Here is a 23,570-nt window from a genome sequence, read left to right as displayed (position 1 = left end):
CTGTCAAAAGATGAGATAGCACTCACACGTCTGACAGAAGTCTTTTCTTTACTCTCCTGTTTTGGAGATGAGCTCTTCCATTTCTTTTAGTTTTTCTTCGAACAATTGACATGCTGCTTCGATTGGTTCTTTAGAAGCCATATCAACCCCTGCTTTTTTCAGCACATTGATTGGATAATCAGAGCTTCCTGCTTTAAGGAAATCGGTGTAGCGCTCTACCGCTGGTTTTCCTTCTTGTAATATTTGCTTGCTTAATGCCTGCGCCGCACTATAGCCTGTCGCGTATTGATACACATAATAGTTGTAATAGAAATGAGGGATTCTCGTCCACTCTAATCCGATTTCCTTATCAACCACCATACCGTCACCAAAGTACTTCTTGTTCAGGTGATAATAAAGGTTCGTCATAAATTCTGGCGTTAAAGCCTCTCCTTCTTGTGCTTTCACATGAATAAGATGCTCAAACTCAGCAAACATCGTTTGTCTAAATACCGTTCCTCTAAATCCTTCTAACAAGTGGTTTAATACATACAAACGCTGTTTTTTATCGTCTAAATGATTAAGCAGGTATTCGCCTAGTAACGCTTCATTTGTAGTGGAAGCCACTTCAGCTACAAAGATACTATAGTTTCCATACGGATATGGCTGGTGCTTTCTTGTATAGTAGCTGTGTACAGAGTGCCCAAATTCATGAGCCAGTGTAAACAAATTATCAATATTATTTTGCCAGTTCATGAGGATATATGGATTTGTACCATAGCTCCCAGATGAATAAGCACCGCTTCGTTTCCCTTTATTCTCATAAACGTCTACCCAGCGATTTTCGAGTCCTTCTTTTAACACGGACACATATTCTTCTCCTAATGGGGCTAACCCTTTCAGCATATAATCCTTTGCTTCATCGTAGGTGAGCTTCATGCCAGCATCTTTCACAAGTGGTGTGTACAAGTCGTAATTGTGCACTTCATCAAGCTTTAATACCTTTTTACGTAATTCAATATAACGGTGTAATAACGGTAAATATTGATGAACTGTATCAATTAGATTGTCATACACTTCTTCCGGGATGCTGTTTCGTGATAATGCCGCTTCTCTTGCCGATTTGTAATTTCGTACTTTTGCATAAAAATTATCCTTCTTAATTGAACCGCTCAGTGTAGAAGCAAGTGTATTCTTATACTGATCATACGTTTTATACACAGCTTTAAAGGCATTCTTTCTCACTTCACGATCATCACTATTTAAAAATGTGATAAAGTTGCCGTGGGTAATCTTCTTTTCCTCCCCATTCTCATCCTTTACAGAAGGAAAAGAAATGTCGGCGTTGTTAAACATACTAAAAGTAGTAGAGGAAGATGAAAGTGGTTCAGAGGCCTCAGCTAATAAAGCTTCTTGCTCCTCACTTAAAATATGTGGACGCTCTTTATTAATTTCTTCGAGAGCATGTGAGTACAGTTTTAATTCTTCTTTTTCTAGTATGAATTGCTGCAATTTATCTTCTTGAATCGATAAAATCTCTGGAACAATATAAGCCGATGTACTAGACAGCTGTGTAAATAGATTTGATGCCTTATCATTTAACGCCTGAAATGATGAGTTCGTTGTATCTTCATCGTATTTCATGTGCGCATATGTATAAAGCTTGCCAAGCTTTTCAGAAAGTTGATCCTGAAAGGTTAGGGCTTCATACAGAACATCAGCAGAATGGGCCAGCTTGCCTTTAAACTGAGCCAGCTTCGGAATTTCTTTTTTGACCGCTTCGAATTCCTTGTTCCATGCATCGACGCTTTCAAAAATATCTTCAAGACGCCATTTGTTTTCTTCTTTTACTTCGCTTCTGTCTGGTAGATGATTGTTTTTGTTTTGTGAAGTCATATGAATCCCCCTTGCTTGAGTTGTGTTGAACCAACCTTTCGGAAAGTGAAAGAAATTGGTGTTGTATTTATCTTCTTTGTTTTGAACTATATTTGTCAAATCATATGCAGAAATAAATACCAAACAGACTAAAAAAATGAGAAAAAAGCGTTTCTTTTGATTCAATAGCAGCACCACCTTTTTCTTATCATGATCAAAGTGGTTATGAAACATGCTAATGAAATAAGAAAGCATCTCGTTTTAACACTTCATCTAGTGTTCGTATAGGCATTTGATTCGACGATACTTCATAATTACCCTCTTTCGTCATATGTAAAAACCCTTGTCTTACAAGCGCATTTACATATGCAGTGACCACCTCTTTTATTTCTTCTCTTGAAACATCGCCATATCGGAGTTTCACTTCTTTCATTTGCACACATCGATTGATTTCCATCATTAGCTGCTGAATTGTCACTCTTCCGCTTCCTTTTTTCCTCATCATCCAATCATAGAGACACCCCTGCCAAACATACACGGGACTTGTAAAAATATACGCTTCTTGCACTGGAATAAATAATTCAGTTGGCAAAAAAGGGAATGCTGTTTGATGATGCTCATAAAAAATATCTCTCAAACGTTTGCTTTCATTTGATAAAATGCGAGGAGGACGCAACCTAAATTGCTGTATACATTTAATCCATTGTTGGTTTACTTGACGCTTGCTTGAAGGCGGAGATAGAAGTGCCGGAATTTCGCGGTATGCTGCAGGTGGTCTGACAGTCATTGCCGCACAAATTTTTGTTGGTTGAAACACGAGGAATTGATCAAGATGGATGAATCTATTCTGGATCGGGCAGAAAAAAATCAAGCGCCTTTCCTCTGATTCCCTTAAAATTCCCCAATGAATGGAGGAGAAAGAAAAAAGCTGTGCAGATTTTCGGTTTAAACGATTTGCCCCTATCATCCATATGGGAAAGAGCCCTGCCTCGCGGAGACCTGCTGTTCTTCTGCGAAGCTCTTGCCGGGAAATATTTGCACATTGAAATTCGATTGCATAGGTTTCATTTCCTATAGAGACGGTCACATCAGGACGCTGATGAATCTTTGACATATACTTTTCCAGCGCCGGTTTATGTCCAAGCCGCTTCAGCCAATTCATAATAGCTTCCTTTCCCGCCTGATGATAAGCCGTTTCGCTTGAGGCTAACGGACATGCTGTCAGCTGTTTATGCGCAAAATGATAGACACGATGCTCCCCTAGCTTTAATTGCACCTCCTCCCTGCACTCAGGACAATAAAATTTGCACGTCGTTCTTACATGCTCCAGACGGCTTTTCGATAGATGATGTGTCATTCGGATAAGCTTACCGTTTTCCATAATTGCTGCATTCATTCAGTTCGCCCCTCGCTCTTTGATGACCGTATTATAGCTTGTTTGTCTATAAGGAAGCGAAAAGGCAAAATGAATTTTTACTGTGTCAAAAGATGATTTTAATGATCTTTTCTTCAGTAAAATCAAAAATCCCCCTTATAGAAAAGGGGGAAAATACAATCTTTATAAAAGTGGTGATAATAATCTTGCTGTTGATTCAAACAGTCTGACCCCCAGGGGTCTCTTTGCAAACTCTTCTGGAACAATTTCATGTGACTGCTCTAAATCACCTAAGAAATCGTTGACGAGCTTCTCGGTGCTTTTGGTTTTATAGAGGAAGGCATTCACTTCAAAGTTCAAATGAAAGCTTCTCATATCCATGTTTGCCGTTCCTATCGAAGCCAGCTCGCTATCCACAATAATAAATTTACTATGCATAAAGCCTTGATCATACTCGTACACCTTTGCCCCTGCGTCAAGAAGCTCCGGGAAGTATGAACGAGACGCATGGAAAACAATCCGTTTATCTGGATTCTTAGGAGCAATAATCCGTACATCTACTCCGCTCAATGCGGCAATTTTCAATGCGGACAAAATATCATCATCCGGCACAAAATACGGTGAAGCGATCCAGATGGACTTTTTGGCGGAGATGATCATGGAGAAAAAGAGATTTTTAATGACCTCCCACTGCTTGTCAGGCCCGCCAGCAATCATTTGTACACCTTCTGTTGTAATCTCAAGGTGGCTGAAATCTTTGAAATAGTCCACACCTGAGCATCTTTCATTCGTCATATAATACCAATCCTGCATGAAAATCTGCTGGAGGTCACGAACAGCTTCGCCCTTAATCATCAAATGAGTATCACGCCAGAATCCATATTGTCTGCTTCTGCCCATGTATTCGTCTCCAATGTTAAGCCCGCCGACAAAACCCACTTCCCCATCAATTACGACAATTTTTCTATGATTTCGGAAGTTGATTTTATTATTTAAAAGTGGGAGCCTTACTGGTAAAAACGGAACGATCTGAACGCCAGCCTTTTCTAGGTCAGCAATATATTGACGGGAGAGATTTAAGCTTCCTACATCGTCATATAAAAAGCGGACAATGACGCCATTTTTCGCTTTTTCAATGAGAATGTCCTTTAATTCTCGGCCAAGGTCATCGTGGCGGAGAATGTAATATTCTAAATGAATGTGATGTGTTGCTTTTTTAATCTCTTCAAAAATATGAGAGAATGTTTCTTCACCATTGGTTAAGACTTTAGAGGACGTGCGATATGTAATAGGAGTATGTCCTAGTCTGTGGGCCAGCTTAAATAAGAGCTGCTGATGATCACCCATATGCGTCATTTTTTCAATCGCTTCTCTATGAATACTTTCATCTTCCTGGATTAACTTCTCGTCCAATACCGCCTTCTTTTCAAACAGCCGGCGCTTTTTGATATTCCGTCCAAAGAAAATGTAGAACAAAAAGCCGAATAACGGAAAGCTGCCAAGCAGGACTAGCCATGTAATCGTTTGAGACGGATTCCGGTTCTCCAAGAAAATAACAAATCCGATGAAAATAATCGATAAAGTAAATAGAACACTGACAAAACTTAATACACTTACCGCTAAATCACCGACAATCAATTGGATGATTAAATAAGCACCTATCGTAATGATTAGAAAAAATAGAACTTTGACTACATTTCTCATTTCATTTTTCTCCTTGCCGATCTCTTTATTTACCTATTCATTCAGATAAAAAAGTCGATTCCTCTATAGAAATCGACTTTTTGTGAGTTACGAGAAGTGCTGTTGAATCGTTTCAAGGGCATTCCCTTCGATAATCAGCTGACCGTATTCTTTCAGTCTGTAGATGCTGACCACTGATTCATGAGCATATTCAAGCAAAATGCTGAGCTTATTCTCCACTTGCTCATCTGACAAATCCTCGTGGAAGTCAACATATAGATAATAACGGTTTTCAAACGAATATAAACTTGTGGTAAAATCCTGCATATTTAATTGAGAAAGTGCAATCAAATCTTCAAAGTCATCCATTTTCAACACGAATTGAAGTTGAAGTTTTTTGTCCTTCTCATTATGGTCTTCTTGATCTTGCTCTTCTTTATGAAAATCATCAAGCAGTGCGTCTAAGCTTTCTTCATCTGTATGATCTTTTTTATCTTCTGGAATCGGCAATTCGAGCTTTTGTCCATCTTTAGAAAGTTGGGCTTTTGTCACGACAATTTCAAGACCTTTATCAAGTGCCTGTACTTGAATCCAAAGCGGTCCCTCAACTGCAAATTCTTCTTCTTCGTGCACTTCGTCCATTACTTCCCAAAACAGCTCTTCACTGCGCTCACGATTATACCAAATCTCTTCACGGTCAAATCCGCGATCTTCAATATCACCGTAGGAAATATAAAATTTTACTGTATGTTCATTTATTCTTTCGATTTCCATTTTGCCAACCTTCCCTTCTATATAAGATGTTGAAGGGACATACAAGCTCCCAATTAATAGTACTTTACTACACTTTACCCGTTCCGTCTACATGTTAACCGTTTAAAGAATTGAGGTATTGCTTCGTACTGTCTATTTTATGATATATATTGTTTTCGTGCAATTTTAAGACCTTTCTTTTCCTTAAGAAAGCAACAAATTAAATTATCTTTCAACATCATGATTGATCATACATTTTCGCATTTGAACGCAACTTTTGTTATTTTCGTGTTATTTTTTCAGAAAAGATAACAAAATAACAAAAAAGAACTGCCTTTCACAAGACAGTCGCAATTGTGAGTAATATAAGAAGAAGAATCATTGAAATATACGAATTTTTATAATCCCGTTTCCGCGGGTAAACCGTATACTCTTATTATACACCACATTTAGACGCCGAACAAATATTCGGTTATAATCTCTAATGAGGTGTATGAAATGTGGAATGAGGAAAAAGATCAAAATCGCTGGAAGATGAAATTCATCTTACCAGAACATAACGAGGCTTTAAGACAGTTGCATCTTGCAAAGCATAAGATTGAACGGCCATCATTAAGCCCAGAACAAATTGAAGAATTTGAGTATACAATAGCAACTGCTATGAGCGAAGACTCGGCTCTGAATTTCGAGCTATTTGATGATGGGTTTGTTCGAGAGGTATCGGGACGAGTTGTATACGTTGATCACATAAAGAAACTGTTTCATGTAAAAGATAACCGTTCGGATACAAACTTAATAAAATTTGCAGATATACTAAATGTAAAGACAAATTAAAAAGCCCCTCCAAACGGAAGGGCTTTTAATCAGCCGATTACAGTGCTATCTTGTACACCATAGCCATCAATTTGTATACGCCAAATGACGTCACCTTTATAAATCTTACTTGACACCTTGTTAACTTCTCCAGTCCAAGTGAAAACATTTCTTGAACCTTTTTGTGCTTTGTAAGTTTTTGAACCGTAATCACTGCTTCCATCTGTAACAGCCGCAGTGAAATACTCAGTTGATTTGTATTTCACTTTTTTGTCTCTGCATTTTTCGTAAATAATATTTGTTTTTAATGTCATAACAGTTGTTCCACCATAGTAAAAAATAGCTCTAACAGCTTTCCCACTTGTACCACAGAAACTATCTGCTTTTGTGCTAATAGGACTGGTGTCTTCCACAGTTGTAACCACTTTTACACCATTACTGTATGTCTTTTCGGTTTTACCTTCAAATTCAGTCGATGGAATCTCAGTAGTCATTACCTCTTCAGTAATCAGATTACTTAAAAAAGGTACTTCTTCTTTTTGTGTTTCTTTCTGAGCTGCAAAACTAGACGATGGAGTGGCTAAACCTAAAATCAAAACAACGGCAGACAATAACATAAAGATTTTGGTTTTCATTTTGTTTCTCCTTCCGTTTTACATTTAAATACATAGCAAGTATAATCATACATAAATAGATATGTAAATGTGTACAATGAGTTTTAAGGAAAAATTAAGGAAGGTGGTTTTAGTAATGAATATAGAGGCAGATTTAATGCGGACTATTGCACCACTTATCGGTTTGGTATCTCTTGGAATCACACTTCTTACTTTTGGAGCTTTTGTTTTTTTAGGATCAAACATAGTGAAGAAGGTTTTCAGAAAAACGTCTTCTGAAAAATAATCATCAAAAAAGCCCCTGATCATAAAAGTCAGGGGCTTTACTTTGTTCATTCACTTTTTCAGCGCCTTTTCTAATGCCGTTTTCGTCTTCGGTCCATATATGCCGTCAGCAGCAAGTCCATGCATGAGCTGGAACCGCTTGACTGCATCCGCTGTTTTCGGTCCGTAATAGCCGTCAACCCCATTGTTTTTTGCCCCTTTATCCGGGTAGTAATACGCAGCTGCTAGGGCTTCCTGAACGGCTTTTACGCCTGACCCTTTTGTAAGAGGCTTTGTTACCTTTAAAATGCCAGAAGGCAGGTTGTATGTCTTTTTAGCAGGCTTGGAAGCTGTTTTTTTGGATGGTGCTGGTGTTGCCTTCGTTGGTTTTGTAATTGTTTGCTTTACTGTACCAGCTAAAACCGCCTTATGATAAAACATGAATAAAAGAAATAAAAACGCATTTTTTGCAGAGAAAACTTGCAGAAACATATATTTGAATTGTCTTCATATATTGGTTGTACGAGCTCTATTAGGACAAGAGGTGAAATGGATGGAAACAGAGTGGATCGTATCCTTACTGATGATTATTGGCATAGACCTGATTTTAGGCGGAGATAATGCGCTCATCATTGCGATGGCCAGTCGAAATTTATCACATGACAAACGCAATAAAGCCATTTGGATCGGCACTCTTTTGGCCGTTCTGATGAGAATTACAATGACTGGTGCCGCAGTATATTTATTGACTATCCCTTATTTGCAGTTTATTGGCGGTCTTTTTCTCCTTTATATAGGATACAATCTGTTAATTGAACAAAAGAAGGAATCGATTCGGATAAAGAGCAGCGGCTCCCTTTGGCGTGCGGTTCAAACCATTGTGATTGCAGACCTCTTTATGTCACTTGATAATGTCATCGCAGTTGCAGGTGCGGCAAAAGGCAACATGATTCTGACCGCTTTTGGCCTCATGATTTCTGTACCGATTATTATTTGGGGAAGCAAGCTGATTCATGCAGCTTTAACTAAATTTCCGTTTCTTTTATACGGAGGAAGTGCACTTTTGGCCTTTACTGGCGGAGAAATGATTGTACGTGATGTGAAATTGACTGAATTTATGTCACAGCATGCCACGCTTGAATTGATGCTACCATTTTTAACCGTCATTACGGTGATATTAGCCAGCCTCTTTTACGAACAAACGGCTGAAAACAAATAAAAAAAGCTGCCAAATGATCGGCAGCTTTTCGTGTTTTTATTAGTTAGCAAGTCGCTGAGCTTCTCTTAGTTGGAATGTACGAACCGTTCTTGGTAAGAAACGTCTAATTTCATCTTCATTGTACCCAACTTGTAATCTTTTTTCATCCAAGATAATTGGACGACGCAAAAGACCTGGATGCTCATTGATTAGTTTATACAATTGTTGAAGCGGCATTGTCTCAACATTGACATTTAGTTTTTGGAATACTTTTGAACGTGTTGAGATAATTTCGTCTGTACCGTCTTCTGTCATTCGAAGAATTTCTTTGATTTCATCGATTGAAAGAGGCTCAGAAAAAATATTTCTCTCTTGATATGGGATATTGTGCTCTTCTAACCACGCTCTTGCTTTTCTACATGATGTACAGCTTGGTGATGTGTATAATGTTACCATAAATCTTCACTCCTCAATTTGTAGAATGAATATTGTTCTGTATTCTTAAATTAAAATTGTTCTAAATAAGTAATCTTTATAGTGATTATACTATAAAAAAGTAAGTGTGAACAGATTTTCTTGCAATTTTTGTGACAAAAACTAGACAATTTCATTCATTTTGTGGTGCTGCTTGATGTCTGAACATTCTCATTTAGTCGAGATGATCGAAAATATTTTTTTGCTTTCTATTTTCAATGATCTTCAATACATCATCAACGTCCTCATACGATTGTCCATACCATTCTTCATCTTTATACGTATGGATTCGTTCATAGGTTTTCCTCATGGCTTCCATGATCTCTTCCTCATGATTTGTAAGAGGCGACCAATAAAGAATTTCCATGCGGTTCACTTCATTTGTTGCAAGTGACCTGCGTTTATAACCGATTGATTCTGCATGCTTGAAGTGCTCTCTTTGATAAAACTTTAGGCGTTTTGCAGTATCTGCATCATCTTCATCTACAGGCTCGACCTCAAGCAAGATCGGTTTCTTTTTTTCCTTCAGCTTATGAATAAGCTTTGATCCGAGGCCTTCACCTCTTGCATCTTTGGAAACAAATAAATAATCAATAAAGATGAAAGAATCAAATTCGGCGTACATCATCACATGATGAGGTCCTTCCTCCTTATGATAAATATCACTTCTTTCCTTTAATAAAGCTTCCATATGCTCTTTTGACTTCATTTCTTCTATCGGGAAATATTCACTGAGCTTTTCATACCAATTCATGGATCTGCTCCTTATGCTATAGTTAAGAACCACTTCCTTAGATATTCCCGATTTCCTGCTATTTAAACGCCTGTACTAGTAAGACGCAGCAAAGTCTAAAGTAGTTTCACTTTTTTTCAATTAACGCAAAAAAAGTTTTATAACGAACGATTCATGACGAGTTGAATGCAGACAAACAGGATAAGTGTCATGGCAATTTGAAGCATGATGAAATAAAGATATTTTACACGCCGTGCTTCTTGCTTCTGACCGCTTGTCTTTCGGTTAAGCATATATTCCACTGAAAAAGACACAATCCCAATGAGCACCATAAACGCGAGCATCCACTTTCCTCCGTTTGGTTTCCTGAAAAAAGACGTTGAAAAAAGCATGAATACAATGAGAACATGAAGCAATGAATAACGAAAGGTTTTCCAATTTAACATTTGATTTCCTCCGGTATCTGCTTGTACTTAACTAAAAATTACCATCATGTTGTTTTTTTGTAAAATAAAAAAAAAAAGCACTGACTTAGCAGTGCTTCTCCTTCTTATGATTGTTTCGCCTGTAGCTCTTTGAATTCTTCCTCTGTGCAGCTCACAAAGTGACCTGGCTTCACTTCACGGAACCCGGTGTTTGTTCCTTTGTGAACAGATGGATCATACTTGATTCGTTTGCGGTTACGCTCATAATCAGGATCTGGAAGCGGAATCGCAGACAGCAATGATTTTGTATATGGATGAAGCGGGTTTTCGTATAATTCATTCGCTGGTGCCAGCTCAACCAATTTTCCGAAATACATCACGCCGATACGATCGCTGATGTATTTTACCATGGACAAGTCATGGGCAATGAATAAGTACGTTAAACCTTTTTCCTCTTGAAGCTCTTTCAATAAATTGACGACCTGCGCTTGGATCGACACGTCTAATGCAGAGATTGGTTCATCGGCGATGATGAAATCCGGCTCTACTGCTAATGCACGTGCAATTCCGATACGCTGCCTTTGACCGCCTGAGAATTCATGCGGGTATCTGTTCGCATGCTCTTTGTTCAAGCCAACAGTTTCAAGTAATTGGTACACACGCTCTTTACGTGCCTGTTTTGTTTTTGCAAGGCCATGAATGTCGATGCCCTCTGCAATGATGTCAAGCACTGTCATTCTAGGGTTAAGTGAAGCATATGGATCTTGGAAGATCATCTGCATTTGACGGTTGAATTCAAGCATTTTTTGTCTTGATTTCTTCCCGTGTACATTTTCCCCTTTATAAAGAACTTCACCATCTGTCGCATCATAAAGTCTAATGATCGAACGGCCCGTAGTGGATTTACCACAACCAGACTCACCTACAAGACCAAGCGTTTCACCTTTGTAAATATCAAATGAAACCCCGTCAACTGCTTTCACAGTTCCTCTTGCTGTATGGAAATGCTGTTTCAAATTTTTGATTTCTAACAGTTTTTCTGCCATGCTATTCACCCTCTTTTACTAATACAGGTTTTTCGTAGCTACCTTCTAGTTCACGCATTCTCGCCTTTACAGAAGCAGGCGGTTCAACTTTAGGTGCATTCGGATGAAGTAGCCATGATTTCACATAATGCGTATCTGATACTTTGAACATTGGCGGTTCTTGTTCGAAGTCAATTTTCATTGCATAATCGCTGCGGAGTGCAAATGCATCTCCTTTCGGCGGGTTTGTCAGATCTGGCGGTGTTCCTGGAATGGCAGTCAGCTTTCCTTCGTCTCCGCCATCTGTGTCAAGGCTCGGCATTGATGCTAAAAGTCCCCATGTATACGGATGCTTTGGATTGTAGAAAATTTCATCAACAGTCCCTGTCTCTACAATCTGTCCTGCATACATAACGGCTACACGATCAGCGACATTGGCAACAACACCTAGATCATGCGTAATAAAGATAATCGAAGTTTCAACCTTTTGCTGAATTTCTTTCATTAATTCTAAAATTTGCGCCTGAATTGTTACATCAAGTGCAGTCGTCGGCTCATCGGCAATCAGCAGCTTTGGATCTGCAGCAAGCGCCATGGCGATGACAACCCTTTGTCTCATCCCGCCACTAAATTCGTGTGGATATTGTTTAATTCTTTTTTCGGGCATTGGAATTCCTACAAGCTCCAATAGTTCAATGGCTCTTTTTTCAGCCGCTTCTTTTGAAATTTGCTCATGCTTGAACAGCACTTCTGTAATTTGTTTCCCGACTTTCATCGTTGGATTCAAAGACGTCATCGGATCTTGAAAGATCATTGAGATGTCTTTTCCCCGAATGGTTTGCATTTGTTTTTCAGTTTTCTTGACAATATCTTGCCCATCAAACAGGATCTGTCCGCGCTTGAAATAACCCGGCGGCATCGGAATTAATCTCATGATCGCTTGTGATGTCACACTTTTACCAGAGCCAGATTCACCTACAATAGCAAGTGTCTCGCCTTTATTTAAGTGGAAGTTCACACCACGAATGGCTTGAACCTCTCCACCATATGTTTTAAATGAAATTGCAAGGTCTTTCACCTCTAGAATACGTTCACGTTCCATCCTAATCACTCCTTATTTACGCAACTTCGGATCTAAAGCGTCTCTTAGTCCGTCTCCAACCACGTTAAAACCAAACATTGTAATACAGATAAATGCGGCTGGGAACCATAATCTCCAAGGATAGTACGTCATGGCTGGAATTCCGTCAGACGCCATTGTTCCCCAGCTCGCTAACGGAGCCGGCACACCAAGCCCTAGGTAGCTTAGGAATGCCTCTGTGAAGATAGCAGAAGGAATCGTTAATGTCATCGTCACAAGAATTGGTCCCATTGAGTTTGGAATTAAGTGTTTAAATAAAAGTCTAGATGTTTTCGCACCTAATGTTTGTGCTGCAAGAACGTATTCTTGACTCTTTAATTGTAAAACCTGTCCCCGAACAATACGTGCCATGTTAATCCAGCCTACGACTGTCATGGCGAGGATAATCGTTAATAATCCTTTTGGCAGAACAACCATCATTAAGATAACCATTAATAGTGTTGGAATTGCCCATAAAACGTCTGCGATACGCATCATCACTTCATCTGTACGGCCGCCTTTGAACGCAGCAATACTTCCCCAGATAATACCTATGATCACGTCAAGAACCGCTGCAGCAAGACCGATGAAGATCGAAATTCTTGCCCCGACCCATGTACGGACAAACATGTCACGTCCTAAATCATCTGTACCAAACCAGTGCTCTTTTGAAGGCGGCTGGTCAGCATTCAGCAAATCAGTTGTGGAGTAATCATATTTAGAAAATATCGGAACAAAGATGGCCAGCATCACAATAATAAAAATGATTGTAAGTCCAACCATTGCAAGTTTATTTGCACGGAAGCGAAGCATGGCATCCTTCCATAAAGATAGACTAGGTTTAGAAATTTTTTCAGATTCTGCTGCGTCAGCTGTCGCAGGCACAAATAAATCTTTTCTCATCTCTTCCATGTGTTAGACCCCTTTCTTCGCCTTCGTCAGTTTAATTCTAGGATCGATAATACCGTAGAGGACGTCAACGACTAGAATACTGATTAATAGAATAATACTGTAGAAGACTGTGACACCCATGATGACGGTGTAATCACGGTTTGTAATGCTTGTGACAAAGTGAGAGCCTAATCCAGGGATACCAAAAATCTTCTCAACGATAAAACTACCTGTTAAAACTGAAGCAGCCATTGGTCCCATGTATGTGATAACAGGTAACAATGCGTTTCGGATGGCGTGTTTGATCGTCACAGCAGATTTTGTTAATCCTTTCGCTCTAGCCGTTCTAATGTAGTCACTATTTAGTACTTCAAGCATACTTGACCGTGCAAGTCTAGCGATAAATGCCATCGGCATGAAGGAAAGTGCAATAGAAGGTAGTACGGTGCTTGCCCAAGACTCCCATCCTGCAACTGGGAAGATCGCTATAATACTTGCCTCAGATGCAAATACATATTGTAGTAGCGCCGCTAAAATGAAACTTGGAACTGAAATTCCAAAGATCGTTAAAATGGCAATCGTATAGTCTTGCCACTTGTTATGATAGAGCGCTGCAAGGACCCCAAACAATACACCAAATGCTAATGCGAGGAGAATTGCCTCAATTCCGAGGGTAAAGGAAACGGGGAATCCAGAACTGATTAAGTCATTTACGGTTTGTCCTTTATATTTAAATGAGGGACCAAAATCTAATGTTGCAACTGAACCTAGGTAGCTTACATATTGAACAAATAAGGGCTTGTCCAACCCGTAGTGCTCGTTTAGGTTTGCTTCAATTTCAGCAGGAAGTTTCTTCTCACCAGAGAATGGACCACCAGGTGCTGCCTGCATGAGAAAGAAAGTTGCAGTTACAATTACAAACAGTGTGATTAAAATATATATTAATCGCTTACCGATATATTTAAGCAACGGAATTGCACCTCCATGATTTTACAACAATTTCTCTAATCAGCAAGAAAGGTATATGGAGAGACATCCTCCATATACCTTAAGATCCTTGCCGTAGATCTCTTACACTATTACTCTTACTTTTCGAAATGTGCCCATTTGTATTGAACATCACCTAGTCCAGATACAACTACACCTTTTAGTTTAGGATCTTGTACCCAAGGCTGAGTGTAGAAGTAAATTGGTGCAACAGGCATATCGTTGATGAGAATTTCTTCTGCTTTTTTCAGCATTTCTTCACGCTTCGTTTTATCTGTTTCTTTTGCCGAATCATTCAACAATTGTTTGTACTCTTTGCTTTCCCATCCAGTATCATTGTTTCCACCGTCTTTATCTTTGTAAAGCTCAAGGAAGTTCACCGGATCGTTGAAGTCACCTAACCAGCCCATACGTCCGATTTGGTAGTCTCCGCTGTGGATTTTGTCGATGTATACGTTCCACTCAGAGTTATCAAGTTCAACTTTCACACCTAAATCTTTTTTCCACATTTCTTGAATTGCTTGTGCAATCTTTTGGTGGCCTTCATCTGTGTTGTAAGAAAGTTTCAATGTTGGAAGATCAGAAACAGACTTATAACCTAATTCTTTCACACCTTTTTCAAGAAGCTTTTTAGCTGTATCTACATCGTGATCTTTGAAGTAGCCAGTTTTGTTATCTGTGAATCCTTCCATTGTTGGTGGAACGATTGCCATTGCTGGAACTTGCTCACCTTGCGTAATTTTGTCAACGATCGCTTGACGGTTGATTGAGTATGTCAAGGCCTTACGGATATTTGCATTGTTTAAAGGTTTTACTTTTGTGTTGAATTTGTAGTTATAGATACCAGCGATCGTTTGGATTTTCAGACCGCCCTCTTTTTTCAATGTTTTTAAAGACTCAGTTGGAAGGCTTCCAGTTGGCATACCAGCCCAGTCAAGCTCGCCTTTTTTGAACATGCTAAGTTCAGTGTTTGTATCTTTGATCATAGACATGTTGATTTTTTTCAATTTCACAGTATCTTTATCCCAGTATTCATTGTTCTTTTCAAGCGTGATAGAACCGCCATGTTTCCATTTAGAAAGAACGAATGGTCCGTTAGATACGTAGTTTTCACCAGCATTTGTGTACCAGTTTTTATTCTTTTCAGCCACTTTTTTGTTGACTGGCATATAAGTATAGAATGCAGTTAGTTCAGTAAAGAACGGTGTTGGATTCTCTAGCTCAACTACAAGCGTTTTGTCATCTTTAGCTTTAATGCCAACATCAGCAACTTTCGCTTTCCCTTTGTTTGCTGCTTCAGCACCTTTAATATAGTAAAGCTGGTAAGCATATTGAGATTCATTTTTAGGATCTAATGCCCATTTCCAAGCATATTCAAAATCTTCTGCTTTTACAGGGTCACCATTAGACCATTTTGCATCACGAAGTGTGAATGTATAAGTTTTACCATCAGCACTTGTTTTGATATCAGAAGCCATTGCATTTTCTGGCTTTCCTTCAGCGTTAATTCTTGTTAATCCCTCAAAAGTCTGACGGATGACACTGCCTGAAGTTGAATCATTTGCCAATCCCGGATGTAGAGAAAAAGGCTCAGTGGAGATATTCACATTTAATGTTGTTTTAGCCTCTCCAGAACTGCTCGTGCTGTCGCCTGATTTGTTTCCGCTGAAACCACAAGCGCTTAATACAAGTGTGAAAATAAGCATTAAAGTAACAACAGACCAACGCTTTTTCAACTGTATTCCCCCTTATAATATGTTTTTAGTTCAAAGGTCTCGATAGAAGATGAGATTCAGATTTAAGAAATAGCGTAAAAAAGTCCCTAAATAGCTTACTTTCTATTTCTTTTGTTTTTTCTGAATTTTCACTATGTAAAGAGCCTAGCACAAACGTGTGAACAAATTCATTATAATGAATAGAATAATTTATTGCAATATCAATTTCATATATTTTTTAAAAACGTAAATGGGGATAAAGAGGGATTTTTATAAACTAAAGTCTCAATCACTTCAACAAATTAAAGCGTAAATTGATTAAAATAATTTAACAAATTCAGCTGGAATAATGTTTTATACATATAATTAATCATCCTTTTTTAAAAGAATCTGACAGATATTTGGTATTTTATCTAAAATTTTAAGTGTCAATAGGCATGATGAGAAGGTCACATAATGGCTTCGTGACTTTTTCATGGTCATCCTTTATAATAGATAGACATACTGTTGCGATGAAAAAGAAGAGTACATATATTCACCATTTACAGAGAGTCTGCGGCCGGTGTGAGCAGATAATGGCATGTATGGAATGGGCTTTGGAGCAGCTAACCGAACACTTCTAAAAAAGTGAGTAGGCTTAGACGGAGCAGTCTCCGTTATCAACGTCTTGAGTGATTTCTATGTGAAATAACAAGGGTGGTACCACGGTTCATTCGTCCCTTTTCTGTTGAAAAGTGATGGGTGGGCCTTTTTATATTGAAGAAAAGAGGTTTTAGTATGACAAAGAAGACAATTTTTTCAGGCATTCAGCCGAGCGGTTCTGTCACATTAGGGAACTATATTGGAGCAATGAAGCAATTTGTCGATTTGCAGCATGACTATAATGGCTATTTTTGTGTCGTGGATCAGCATGCGATTACAGTGAGTCAGGACCGATTAGCTCTCCGCCAAAATATTAGAAGCTTAGCAGCTCTCTATTTAGCGGTTGGTCTTGATCCAGAGAAAGCGACATTGTTTATCCAATCAGAGGTACCTGCTCACGCCCAGGCAGGATGGATGCTTCAATGTGTTGCTTATATTGGGGAATTAGAAAGAATGACCCAATTTAAGGACAAATCCGCTGGAAAAGAAGCAGTTGTTTCAGGTCTATTAACGTATCCCCCATTAATGGCTGGCGATATCTTATTATATGGTACTGATTTAGTCCCTGTTGGAGAAGACCAAAAGCAGCATCTTGAATTGACTAGAACGCTTGCTGAACGCTTTAACCGAAAGTACAATGACATCTTCACTGTGCCTGAAGTGAAAATTCCAAAAGAAGGCGCTCGGATTATGTCTTTAACAGATCCAACGAAAAAAATGAGCAAATCCGATCCGAACCAAAAATCTTTCATTACCTTATTAGATGAACCAAAGCAGCTTGAAAAGAAAATTAAAAGTGCTGTGACGGATTCAGAAGGCATCGTCAAGTATGACAAAGAAAACAAGCCTGGAATTGCCAACTTGCTGACGATTTATTCTGTATTAGGCAACATACCCATTGCAGAGCTGGAGCAAAAGTACGAAGGCAAAGGATATGGTGAGTTTAAAGGAGATCTTGCGAACGTTGTCGTTGATGCTTTAAAACCAATTCAAGATCGATACTATGAACTCATTGAATCAGACGAGCTTGACCGCATTCTAGACGAAGGTGCTGAAAAAGCAAACCGCGCAGCAAACAAAATGCTGAAAAAAATGGAGAATGCGATGGGTCTTGGCAGAAAACGCAAATAAAAAAAGCTTGCAGCACGACTGGGACTGACCCCATAAGATGAGACAAATAAAAAACACCTTCAAGTTTGAAAACGGATCGTTGTGATCCGATATAAAACATGGAGGTGTTTTTCTATGGGGACAAGAGTGAGTTATCCGGTTGAAGTCAAACAGAAGGCTGTAGACATGAGATTGGCAGGCGTACCTATGAAAGAGATCATGCAAGAATTGAATATCAAAAATAAAACGCAGGTTCAAACATGGGTGAGGTGGCATAAGGCTGGGGATACACACCGGTTCGAACAGCCTGTTGGAAAACAATATACCTATGGAAAGGGTCCCGAGTACTCTTCCGAATTAGAGAGACTGCGGGCAGAAAATCGCTATCTGAGTCAACAGAATGAAGTTTTAAAAAAGTACAACGAATTGGAAAGGAAGTTGATAAGGAAACGTCAATCAAACTGGTAGAAGAATTGCGCAAAAAGATGACAGTACAGGACATCTGTGTCCATTTAGGCATCTCACGCGCTTCGTTCTATAGATGGAAAAAGAATCTGACTCAGAATCATTCTAAAAGACAACTAGAGAAACAAATCGGCACGTTGTGCCGAGAGCACAAGTATCGATATGGATACCGAAAAATTACAGCCATACTAAAAGTGGGAATGCGTATTAACCATAAAACTGTTCAACGTATCATGCAGAAAAACCAGTGGCAATGCCGGGTTAAAATGAAAAAGCGTAAGAAGAATGGGCAACCCTATGCCGTGGCTGGTAATATACTCGATCGGAACTTTCAGTCTGATCGCCCTCTTGAAAAACTAGTAACGGACATCACGTATTTGCCTTATGGACAGAAACAATTGTACCTTTCCAGTATATTGGATTTATATAATGGAGAAGTGATTGCTTTTACGATTGGTGATAAGCAGGACACAGACTTTATCTTAAACACACTTGATCAGCTCCCAGCACTGCCTGAGAACTGCGTGTTACATAGCGACCAAGGTTCTGTGTATACATCTTACGAGTATCAGAAAGCTGTTCATATAAAAGGCATTACCATGAGCATGTCCCGTAAAGGGACACCCGCTGATAATGCCTCCATCGAATCGTTTCATTCCTCACTAAAGTCTGAAACGTTCTATCTTAACAGCATTGATCGAACTACGACCAACATCGTAGAACGCACTGTCAAAGAATACATTTATTATTATAACAACATTCGTATTCAAACGAAACTAAACAACCAATCACCGATAAACTATCGGCAATTGGCTGTATAAAGGTGTTTTGATCCCTGTCTCAAAAACGGGGGTCAGTCCCACTCGCTGCAAGCTTTTTTTAATTTACTTTTGATTCGTTTTCCATTTCCCAAAGCTTTTCGAAAAAAGGCTGTCCTTTAATCATTTTTTCACAGAAGGCTAAATGATTCTCTGACCACCCATCAATCGTTTCATTGTAAAGCATGTTCCAAATCTCTTCGAAAGACATTCGTTTGATTTGGTTGTACATGCGCGGGTTCCATTCCGTATACCAATACGCAATCTCCGCCCTGTTTTTGAGCCCTTTTAATTGATCGAGCGCCATAAACATCAGCTGTTTCAGCTGTCTTTCTTTTCTCGTTAATCCGCTGATATGCTGCGGCGGCAGTGATAGAATGTGATACTCCTTCGTCGATTCAAGGCTGTCCTTAGAAAATTCATATTCCTCTGCCTTCACATCTTTCACCATTTCATAAACCAATTGCTCCTGCCTTGGGATCAAGCGGCTTTTTCTCACAGGTATGGAATACCCAATCGTATCTACAGCAATAATTCGAATGCCGTCTGTGACCACAAAGCAATACTCTAATTTACGGCGTTCATGATTTTTTCGAATATAGGATTTCTCAAATACAGACTCTAGCAGTGTCTTCGGCAGCTCTGATAGATCATTCTCTATGTAATCAAACAAAGGGCTCTGCACCTTAAGTAAAGGCACTTGATCTAACAGTTCAACGCTGTCCTCCTTACGCCACTCATGAAAATGACACACATTGTAGCCATTTTCTTCCCCTTCAAACCAATTCACCCATACGTCATGAAGAAATAACATAACCAATCCCTCACTTTATAAAAACTGTTGTCCACAGTATGGGCAAGGGATAGAGAAATTATTCCAACTTTATCAAAACTTCAAGCTGAGCGACAGGTGGTTTGCCTTTATTTTTTTCGCGGCAGTTAATAAGACGGAAAACACCAGAGATATCAGTAATCCATATGACACCAATATATTTAGAAAAAATACTGGCAATGCCAAGAATGAAGTTAGATAACATTTGTAAGATGGGAATCGCATGACTCCTATAAGCATGTGGAGTAATGAGTAAGTCCCAGAAATAAACTGCTAATCGGCACATTTAATAAGGCATTCATTGGACCCGATAAAAAAACCAAAAGGTAGACTGACTGTAACCCAAACAGTGCTTCTAGAAACTCAACTGGTATGATAAACTTCATACAAAATCCCATAATGATTGTCGTTGTAATTAAAATACAACCTGGTTTTAATTTTCCAAGCAAGTAAGGAAAAAGCTTCAATCATCCTAAAATGAAAACCTAATACTTGAAACTCGTGCAGCAAGATGGAGTGGGATGTGTTTTAAAGTAAAGTCTGCTTTTTCTGATTTCAATGTTAATATTTATTTTAGCAAAATTAAAACACACAAAACAATTGATCAATTCATATAACCAATTTCCGTTAACGCTCCTCTATCTTAAGTCAACTCTCAGACAGAAGTATACTTTTTTTCATTCTTGTAATTAAAGTTTTTCATACATAAATATGATGTGATGAATAGAGCAGCAAATACGATGATGAATAAAATAAGATATCCATATTGAGATTTTCCAGCTGGCACAACAGTTATAGTTAAAGTTCCAATTAAAGCAATCTGACCTAATAACTTACATGCATTAATTAATGAGTTGACACGTCCCATATATGCATTATCAACATGTTGGAACATATAACTTTTTCTAAATACTCTAATGGCAGCATTTGAATGACCCCAAAAAAAACTTGCTACAATAAATGTCACAGAGTGAGGGAAAAGAAAGATAACAACTGTTGAAATAGCAAATACGATCATAAACATAATGACACCTTGAATATGTGGAAGTCTCTTTGACATTTGATAGGCTACGAAACCAGCGCCAATTGCTCCGACTGCGTAAAAGATATTTGCAATACCAATTACTGAGGGACCTTCATTCAAAAATTGATAAATAAAAATTGGATCCAAATAATTTGCCACAATAATAACAATACTAGGCACAAAAGTCGTTAATAAAATTACGAACAAAACTTTCCGTTGAGTTAGGTATTGAAGTGAAGACCTAAAGTTAACCCAGTATGATACACTCTTCGTGGCATTGGTCTCCTCTTCTACCACACGACTTCGTTGATAAGGAAGTTTGTATATGATAATTGAAGCGGCAAGAAATGTCATGATATTCATAACCAATATAAGGGTGATGGATATTTGACCGATCATAAAAGCGGCTAAACTAGAGCTAATCATCAAAGCTGCTTGCCCCTGAACTTCTAAACTACTATTGACTTTACTATACTCATCCTCTTTAAACATTTCTTGAGTTAAAGCTGATAACGTTGGGTATTTTATTGAATCATAAATTGTATTATATAGTGTTAATAAAACGACAAGAAAAATATTAAGGAAATTTGAAATATCAAAGAGGATGAGAAAAACAATCAGCATGAACGCACCTATTAATTCTAATTGCAGGAAGATAGCTTTCCGAGAGTGTCTATCAACCAAGCTTCCTAAAAAGGGCGAAGCAAAGAACACAAAAATCATCGTGGCAATGGTTAAAATTCCATACAATACTGATTGATTCAATTGGTCTATCAACAACCAAATGATTAAATAAGAAGTTACTCCGGTTCCCACAGTTGAAATCAGGTTAGCCGCTAATAGTAACCTTAACTTTCGCATTAAAAAATATATTCCTTTATTAATAGGAGTGATCCATCTTTATTGACTCGATAGCATTGTAAGAATCCATTATTTCCACCAATAATTAAATAATTCTCCCCATTTCCTCCCTTATAATGTTTAATTGCTTTTACATAGTCTGGCAACCTCTCAATTAAATAAACAATCTGATTATTTTCGTAATTATATACACCCATTTGGTGGCCATAAGAAGAAATTAAAATGTAATCATCTATTCTTATAGATTCTTCTCTTGTATTATAAAGCAAGTCACCTACCATTCTTTTGTTAATGTCATAGGTATCTTTATCAATTTCAATATAACCGAATCCACCACCTGTTAAAACTAGATACTGTCCCTCAAGTCGAATTCTTTTTGGATACCCTTTTAAATTGAGCGATTTATGACTTTCTTCAAATGTGACATAATCAATAAAGTGAAGAGAATCATTGGAAGTTCCTATTACAACATCTTCCCCATTAAATATAGAAGTAGTAACGGCCGCATCGAAATTTTTTCTTCTTAATAATCTACCATTATTTAAGTCTATTTCTTGCATTATTCCATTATCTAACCCTACCATTGCAACTTGTTTATTCGAGCAGCACGATATACTTTTAGGCAGATATTCTAAATTTGTACTCCATAGAACATAGCCATTTTCATCAAAGCTAAAAATTAAATTTTTTCTAGATAAAGCAACAAATCTTGAGCTGTTTACACGCACTAATTTAAATATTAAGCCAAAGTTATATACAAATTTCTCTTTTTCTCTTATTATAATATCTGAATCATTGACCTCCTCAACAACAAATTTAGTAATCCCTTTGCCATTTGGAGCATAGAATTCATCTGAACTTTCACCATTCACAAAATCCCAATAGCAAACATAATCAAAATCCAACTTTTCTAATTCATTTCCATATTTATCAACAATCAGCATTTCTCCAGATTGTAAAAGAACTAATATTCTATCATCATTCAGCATGAGACCATATGAAATCTGGTGATTAAATGGACCCAAGGTTCGCTTAAGTTTAAGACTAGGGGTCATATTATCAAATACATAAATTTTCCCATCAAATCCTCCAGTATAAATTTCAGTGAAGTGTTTGTCAAAGAAAATAAATTCAACATCATCTGTTGTGAATGGGTGACTTGTAAACGTGAGTGATTCGGGATCAATGATTGCAAGACCTGACTCAATACCATATGAATTTTCCAAACCATAATCTTGTGTAGCGATGTAACGGTTATTCTTAGGATCATACCTAACTACATGTACACTTCCCTCATCAACTTTAATTTTTCTGTTAAATTCAAGCTTACTTAAATCACCGAAAAACAAATTTCCTTCCTTATCTGTAATAATTTGTTCAATATCATTTTCCACATTAAAATAATCAATGAATGTCTTTTCATTACTAGGGTGTTCAATTATCTCCTCAACAACCAATGATTCTTTATTTAATTTCATAATTTGCCCAAAACCATTAGTTGTATATAGAAACTCTCCGAACACTCGAATACCTCTCGCATTTGAAGGTGACGGCTCTTCATTTTGTAATATTTTTTCTGATAATACATAATGTTCAGTATGTAGTGTCTGTAATTTTTTTAAGGTTTCAATACAGTATTTACTTAAGACTCCAAAGTAATCACGAGTATAAATATAATCGTCCGTTGCAGTAAGACAATAAACCTTCGTATTAATTAGCGGTGCTGCTGAACTTTTAACAACTTCTAATTTATCATTTAAACGGTGTAGTACACCTTGCGTATCAACAGTGATAATATAATTTTTACTAGCTACATAATCAACCCTAAGTGGTCTAATTAACATTTTTTCTCCTCCTTTTTATATTAAAATTAAGTAGGGATACTTTTCTATAT

21 protein-coding genes, 1 pseudogene and 1 other annotated feature are annotated in these 23,570 nt (G+C 38.0%); of the genes and pseudogenes, 5 read left to right on the top strand and 17 right to left on the bottom strand.

Features of this window, described 5'->3' with window-relative positions:
- Positions 1–48: 48 nt before the first annotated feature.
- The 4 genes from pepF to mecA all read right to left on the bottom strand — a co-directional run bounded on the left by pepF (position 49) and on the right by mecA (position 5,686).
- Positions 49–1,875: an oligoendopeptidase F gene (gene pepF / locus M1D81_RS05765; RefSeq protein ID WP_456265355.1), complete on the bottom strand. Its 1,827-nt coding sequence runs from the start codon at positions 1,873–1,875 to the stop codon at positions 49–51.
- Positions 1,876–2,089: 214 nt separating this feature from the next.
- Entirely contained in the window at positions 2,090–3,250 is a 1,161-nt protein-coding gene (locus M1D81_RS05760) for a competence protein CoiA (protein WP_456265356.1), read from the bottom strand.
- Positions 3,251–3,412: 162 nt separating this feature from the next.
- A complete protein-coding gene (gene cls / locus M1D81_RS05755) occupies positions 3,413–4,933 on the bottom strand; it encodes a cardiolipin synthase (protein WP_456265357.1) in 1,521 nt (506 codons plus the stop codon).
- 87 nt (positions 4,934–5,020) lie between these two features.
- Positions 5,021–5,686: an adaptor protein MecA gene (gene mecA, locus M1D81_RS05750; RefSeq protein ID WP_456265358.1), complete on the bottom strand. Its 666-nt coding sequence runs from the start codon at positions 5,684–5,686 to the stop codon at positions 5,021–5,023.
- Positions 5,687–6,163: 477 nt separating this feature from the next.
- On the opposite strand from mecA, the gene M1D81_RS05745 reads away from it, so the two are divergent.
- Positions 6,164–6,499: a YolD-like family protein gene (locus M1D81_RS05745; protein ID WP_268416486.1), complete on the top strand. Its 336-nt coding sequence runs from the start codon at positions 6,164–6,166 to the stop codon at positions 6,497–6,499.
- A 29-nt stretch (positions 6,500–6,528) separates the two neighbouring features.
- Here the strand turns inward: M1D81_RS05745 and M1D81_RS05740 are convergent, their stop codons facing one another.
- Entirely contained in the window at positions 6,529–7,113 is a 585-nt protein-coding gene (locus tag M1D81_RS05740; RefSeq protein ID WP_268416487.1) for a hypothetical protein, read from the bottom strand.
- Between the two features lie 115 nt (positions 7,114–7,228).
- Between M1D81_RS05740 and M1D81_RS05735 the strand changes: the two genes are divergently transcribed.
- Positions 7,229–7,378, top strand: a complete 150-nt coding sequence (locus M1D81_RS05735; RefSeq protein WP_268416488.1) for a hypothetical protein — start codon at positions 7,229–7,231, stop codon at positions 7,376–7,378.
- 50 nt (positions 7,379–7,428) lie between these two features.
- On the opposite strand, the pseudogene M1D81_RS05730 reads toward M1D81_RS05735, so the two are convergent.
- A pseudogene (locus M1D81_RS05730) lies at positions 7,429–7,752 on the bottom strand (peptidoglycan-binding domain-containing protein); the annotation flags it as partial.
- Positions 7,753–7,909: 157 nt separating this feature from the next.
- Here M1D81_RS05730 and M1D81_RS05725 point away from each other — a divergent pair.
- The gene (locus M1D81_RS05725; RefSeq protein ID WP_456265359.1) at positions 7,910–8,575 is read left to right on the top strand and encodes a TerC family protein; all 666 of its coding nucleotides are present in this window, start codon (positions 7,910–7,912) and stop codon (positions 8,573–8,575) included.
- 39 nt (positions 8,576–8,614) lie between these two features.
- On the opposite strand, the gene spxA is transcribed toward M1D81_RS05725, so the two are convergent.
- The 8 genes from spxA to M1D81_RS05685 form a co-directional block, all read right to left on the bottom strand.
- Positions 8,615–9,010, bottom strand: coding sequence for a transcriptional regulator SpxA (gene spxA, locus M1D81_RS05720; RefSeq protein ID WP_003211421.1), 396 nt, complete (start codon positions 9,008–9,010; stop codon positions 8,615–8,617).
- A 193-nt stretch (positions 9,011–9,203) separates the two neighbouring features.
- Positions 9,204–9,782, bottom strand: a complete 579-nt coding sequence (locus M1D81_RS05715; protein ID WP_024425040.1) for a GNAT family N-acetyltransferase — start codon at positions 9,780–9,782, stop codon at positions 9,204–9,206.
- Positions 9,783–9,919: 137 nt separating this feature from the next.
- Positions 9,920–10,207 carry a hypothetical protein gene (locus M1D81_RS05710; RefSeq protein WP_044334753.1) on the bottom strand — a complete coding sequence of 96 codons (288 nt, stop codon included), beginning with the start codon at positions 10,205–10,207 and terminating at the stop codon, positions 9,920–9,922.
- Between the two features lie 104 nt (positions 10,208–10,311).
- On the bottom strand, positions 10,312–11,232 hold the full coding sequence (locus tag M1D81_RS05705; protein ID WP_456265360.1) for an ABC transporter ATP-binding protein: 921 nt from the start codon (positions 11,230–11,232) through the stop codon (positions 10,312–10,314).
- 1 nt (position 11,233) lies between these two features.
- The gene (locus tag M1D81_RS05700) at positions 11,234–12,313 is read right to left on the bottom strand and encodes an ABC transporter ATP-binding protein (protein ID WP_060699594.1); all 1,080 of its coding nucleotides are present in this window, start codon (positions 12,311–12,313) and stop codon (positions 11,234–11,236) included.
- Between the two features lie 12 nt (positions 12,314–12,325).
- Positions 12,326–13,243 (bottom strand): ABC transporter permease, encoded by a 918-nt coding sequence (locus M1D81_RS05695; RefSeq protein WP_429943881.1) that lies wholly within the window; start codon positions 13,241–13,243, stop codon positions 12,326–12,328.
- Positions 13,244–13,246: 3 nt separating this feature from the next.
- Positions 13,247–14,191 (bottom strand): ABC transporter permease, encoded by a 945-nt coding sequence (locus M1D81_RS05690; protein ID WP_456265361.1) that lies wholly within the window; start codon positions 14,189–14,191, stop codon positions 13,247–13,249.
- Positions 14,192–14,307: 116 nt separating this feature from the next.
- On the bottom strand, positions 14,308–15,945 hold the full coding sequence (locus M1D81_RS05685) for a peptide ABC transporter substrate-binding protein (protein ID WP_456265362.1): 1,638 nt from the start codon (positions 15,943–15,945) through the stop codon (positions 14,308–14,310).
- 482 nt (positions 15,946–16,427) lie between these two features.
- Positions 16,428–16,648: a binding site (T-box leader), on the top strand.
- 53 nt (positions 16,649–16,701) lie between these two features.
- Between M1D81_RS05685 and trpS the strand changes: the two genes are divergently transcribed.
- Together trpS and M1D81_RS05675 are read left to right on the top strand one after the other, a co-directional pair.
- On the top strand, positions 16,702–17,697 hold the full coding sequence (gene trpS, locus M1D81_RS05680; RefSeq protein WP_456265363.1) for a tryptophan--tRNA ligase: 996 nt from the start codon (positions 16,702–16,704) through the stop codon (positions 17,695–17,697).
- A gap of 114 nt (positions 17,698–17,811) precedes the next feature.
- Positions 17,812–18,962, top strand: a protein-coding gene (locus M1D81_RS05675) for an IS3 family transposase (protein ID WP_456265364.1) whose coding sequence is annotated in 2 segments (ribosomal slippage) — positions 17,812–18,085 and positions 18,085–18,962 — 1,152 coding nt in all. Because the reading frame shifts where the segments join, the coding sequence is not laid out codon by codon here.
- Between the two features lie 58 nt (positions 18,963–19,020).
- Here the strand turns inward: M1D81_RS05675 and M1D81_RS05670 are convergent.
- From M1D81_RS05670 to M1D81_RS05660, 3 genes are all read right to left on the bottom strand, one after another.
- Positions 19,021–19,773: a YjbA family protein gene (locus M1D81_RS05670; protein WP_024426484.1), complete on the bottom strand. Its 753-nt coding sequence runs from the start codon at positions 19,771–19,773 to the stop codon at positions 19,021–19,023.
- 673 nt (positions 19,774–20,446) lie between these two features.
- Positions 20,447–21,676: an MFS transporter gene (locus tag M1D81_RS05665; protein WP_456265365.1), complete on the bottom strand. Its 1,230-nt coding sequence runs from the start codon at positions 21,674–21,676 to the stop codon at positions 20,447–20,449.
- Complete coding sequence (locus M1D81_RS05660) at positions 21,676–23,520, bottom strand: hypothetical protein (protein ID WP_456265366.1); 1,845 nt, start codon at positions 23,518–23,520, stop codon at positions 21,676–21,678. The genes M1D81_RS05665 and M1D81_RS05660 overlap by 1 nt, the downstream gene beginning before the upstream one ends.
- Between the last annotated feature and the right edge of the window lie 50 nt (positions 23,521–23,570).

The sequence above is a fragment of the Bacillus sp. JZ105 genome (assembly GCF_053903125.1).
This window is presented reverse-complemented; position numbering and strand designations above follow the sequence as displayed.

What these genes read in the sequence shown, in the direction of transcription:
- M1D81_RS05715 (WP_024425040.1), bottom strand. Translation starts at nt 9,782, where the DNA reads ATGAATTGGTATGAAAAGCTCAGTGAATATTTCCCGATAGAAGAAATG.
- M1D81_RS05710 (WP_044334753.1), bottom strand. Translation starts at nt 10,207, where the DNA reads ATGTTAAATTGGAAAACCTTTCGTTATTCATTGCTTCATGTTCTCATT.
- pepF (WP_456265355.1), bottom strand. Translation starts at nt 1,875, where the DNA reads ATGACTTCACAAAACAAAAACAATCATCTACCAGACAGAAGCGAAGTA.
- M1D81_RS05740 (WP_268416487.1), bottom strand. Translation starts at nt 7,113, where the DNA reads ATGAAAACCAAAATCTTTATGTTATTGTCTGCCGTTGTTTTGATTTTA.
- trpS (WP_456265363.1), top strand. Translation starts at nt 16,702, where the DNA reads ATGACAAAGAAGACAATTTTTTCAGGCATTCAGCCGAGCGGTTCTGTC.
- M1D81_RS05725 (WP_456265359.1), top strand. Translation starts at nt 7,910, where the DNA reads ATGGAAACAGAGTGGATCGTATCCTTACTGATGATTATTGGCATAGAC.
- M1D81_RS05700 (WP_060699594.1), bottom strand. Translation starts at nt 12,313, where the DNA reads ATGGAACGTGAACGTATTCTAGAGGTGAAAGACCTTGCAATTTCATTT.
- mecA (WP_456265358.1), bottom strand. Translation starts at nt 5,686, where the DNA reads ATGGAAATCGAAAGAATAAATGAACATACAGTAAAATTTTATATTTCC.
- M1D81_RS05670 (WP_024426484.1), bottom strand. Translation starts at nt 19,773, where the DNA reads ATGTTATTTCTTCATGACGTATGGGTGAATTGGTTTGAAGGGGAAGAA.
- M1D81_RS05660 (WP_456265366.1), bottom strand. Translation starts at nt 23,520, where the DNA reads ATGTTAATTAGACCACTTAGGGTTGATTATGTAGCTAGTAAAAATTAT.
- M1D81_RS05705 (WP_456265360.1), bottom strand. Translation starts at nt 11,232, where the DNA reads ATGGCAGAAAAACTGTTAGAAATCAAAAATTTGAAACAGCATTTCCAT.
- M1D81_RS05735 (WP_268416488.1), top strand. Translation starts at nt 7,229, where the DNA reads ATGAATATAGAGGCAGATTTAATGCGGACTATTGCACCACTTATCGGT.
- M1D81_RS05745 (WP_268416486.1), top strand. Translation starts at nt 6,164, where the DNA reads ATGTGGAATGAGGAAAAAGATCAAAATCGCTGGAAGATGAAATTCATC.
- M1D81_RS05665 (WP_456265365.1), bottom strand. Translation starts at nt 21,676, where the DNA reads ATGCGAAAGTTAAGGTTACTATTAGCGGCTAACCTGATTTCAACTGTG.
- M1D81_RS05695 (WP_429943881.1), bottom strand. Translation starts at nt 13,243, where the DNA reads ATGGAAGAGATGAGAAAAGATTTATTTGTGCCTGCGACAGCTGACGCA.
- M1D81_RS05760 (WP_456265356.1), bottom strand. Translation starts at nt 3,250, where the DNA reads ATGAATGCAGCAATTATGGAAAACGGTAAGCTTATCCGAATGACACAT.
- spxA (WP_003211421.1), bottom strand. Translation starts at nt 9,010, where the DNA reads ATGGTAACATTATACACATCACCAAGCTGTACATCATGTAGAAAAGCA.
- cls (WP_456265357.1), bottom strand. Translation starts at nt 4,933, where the DNA reads ATGAGAAATGTAGTCAAAGTTCTATTTTTTCTAATCATTACGATAGGT.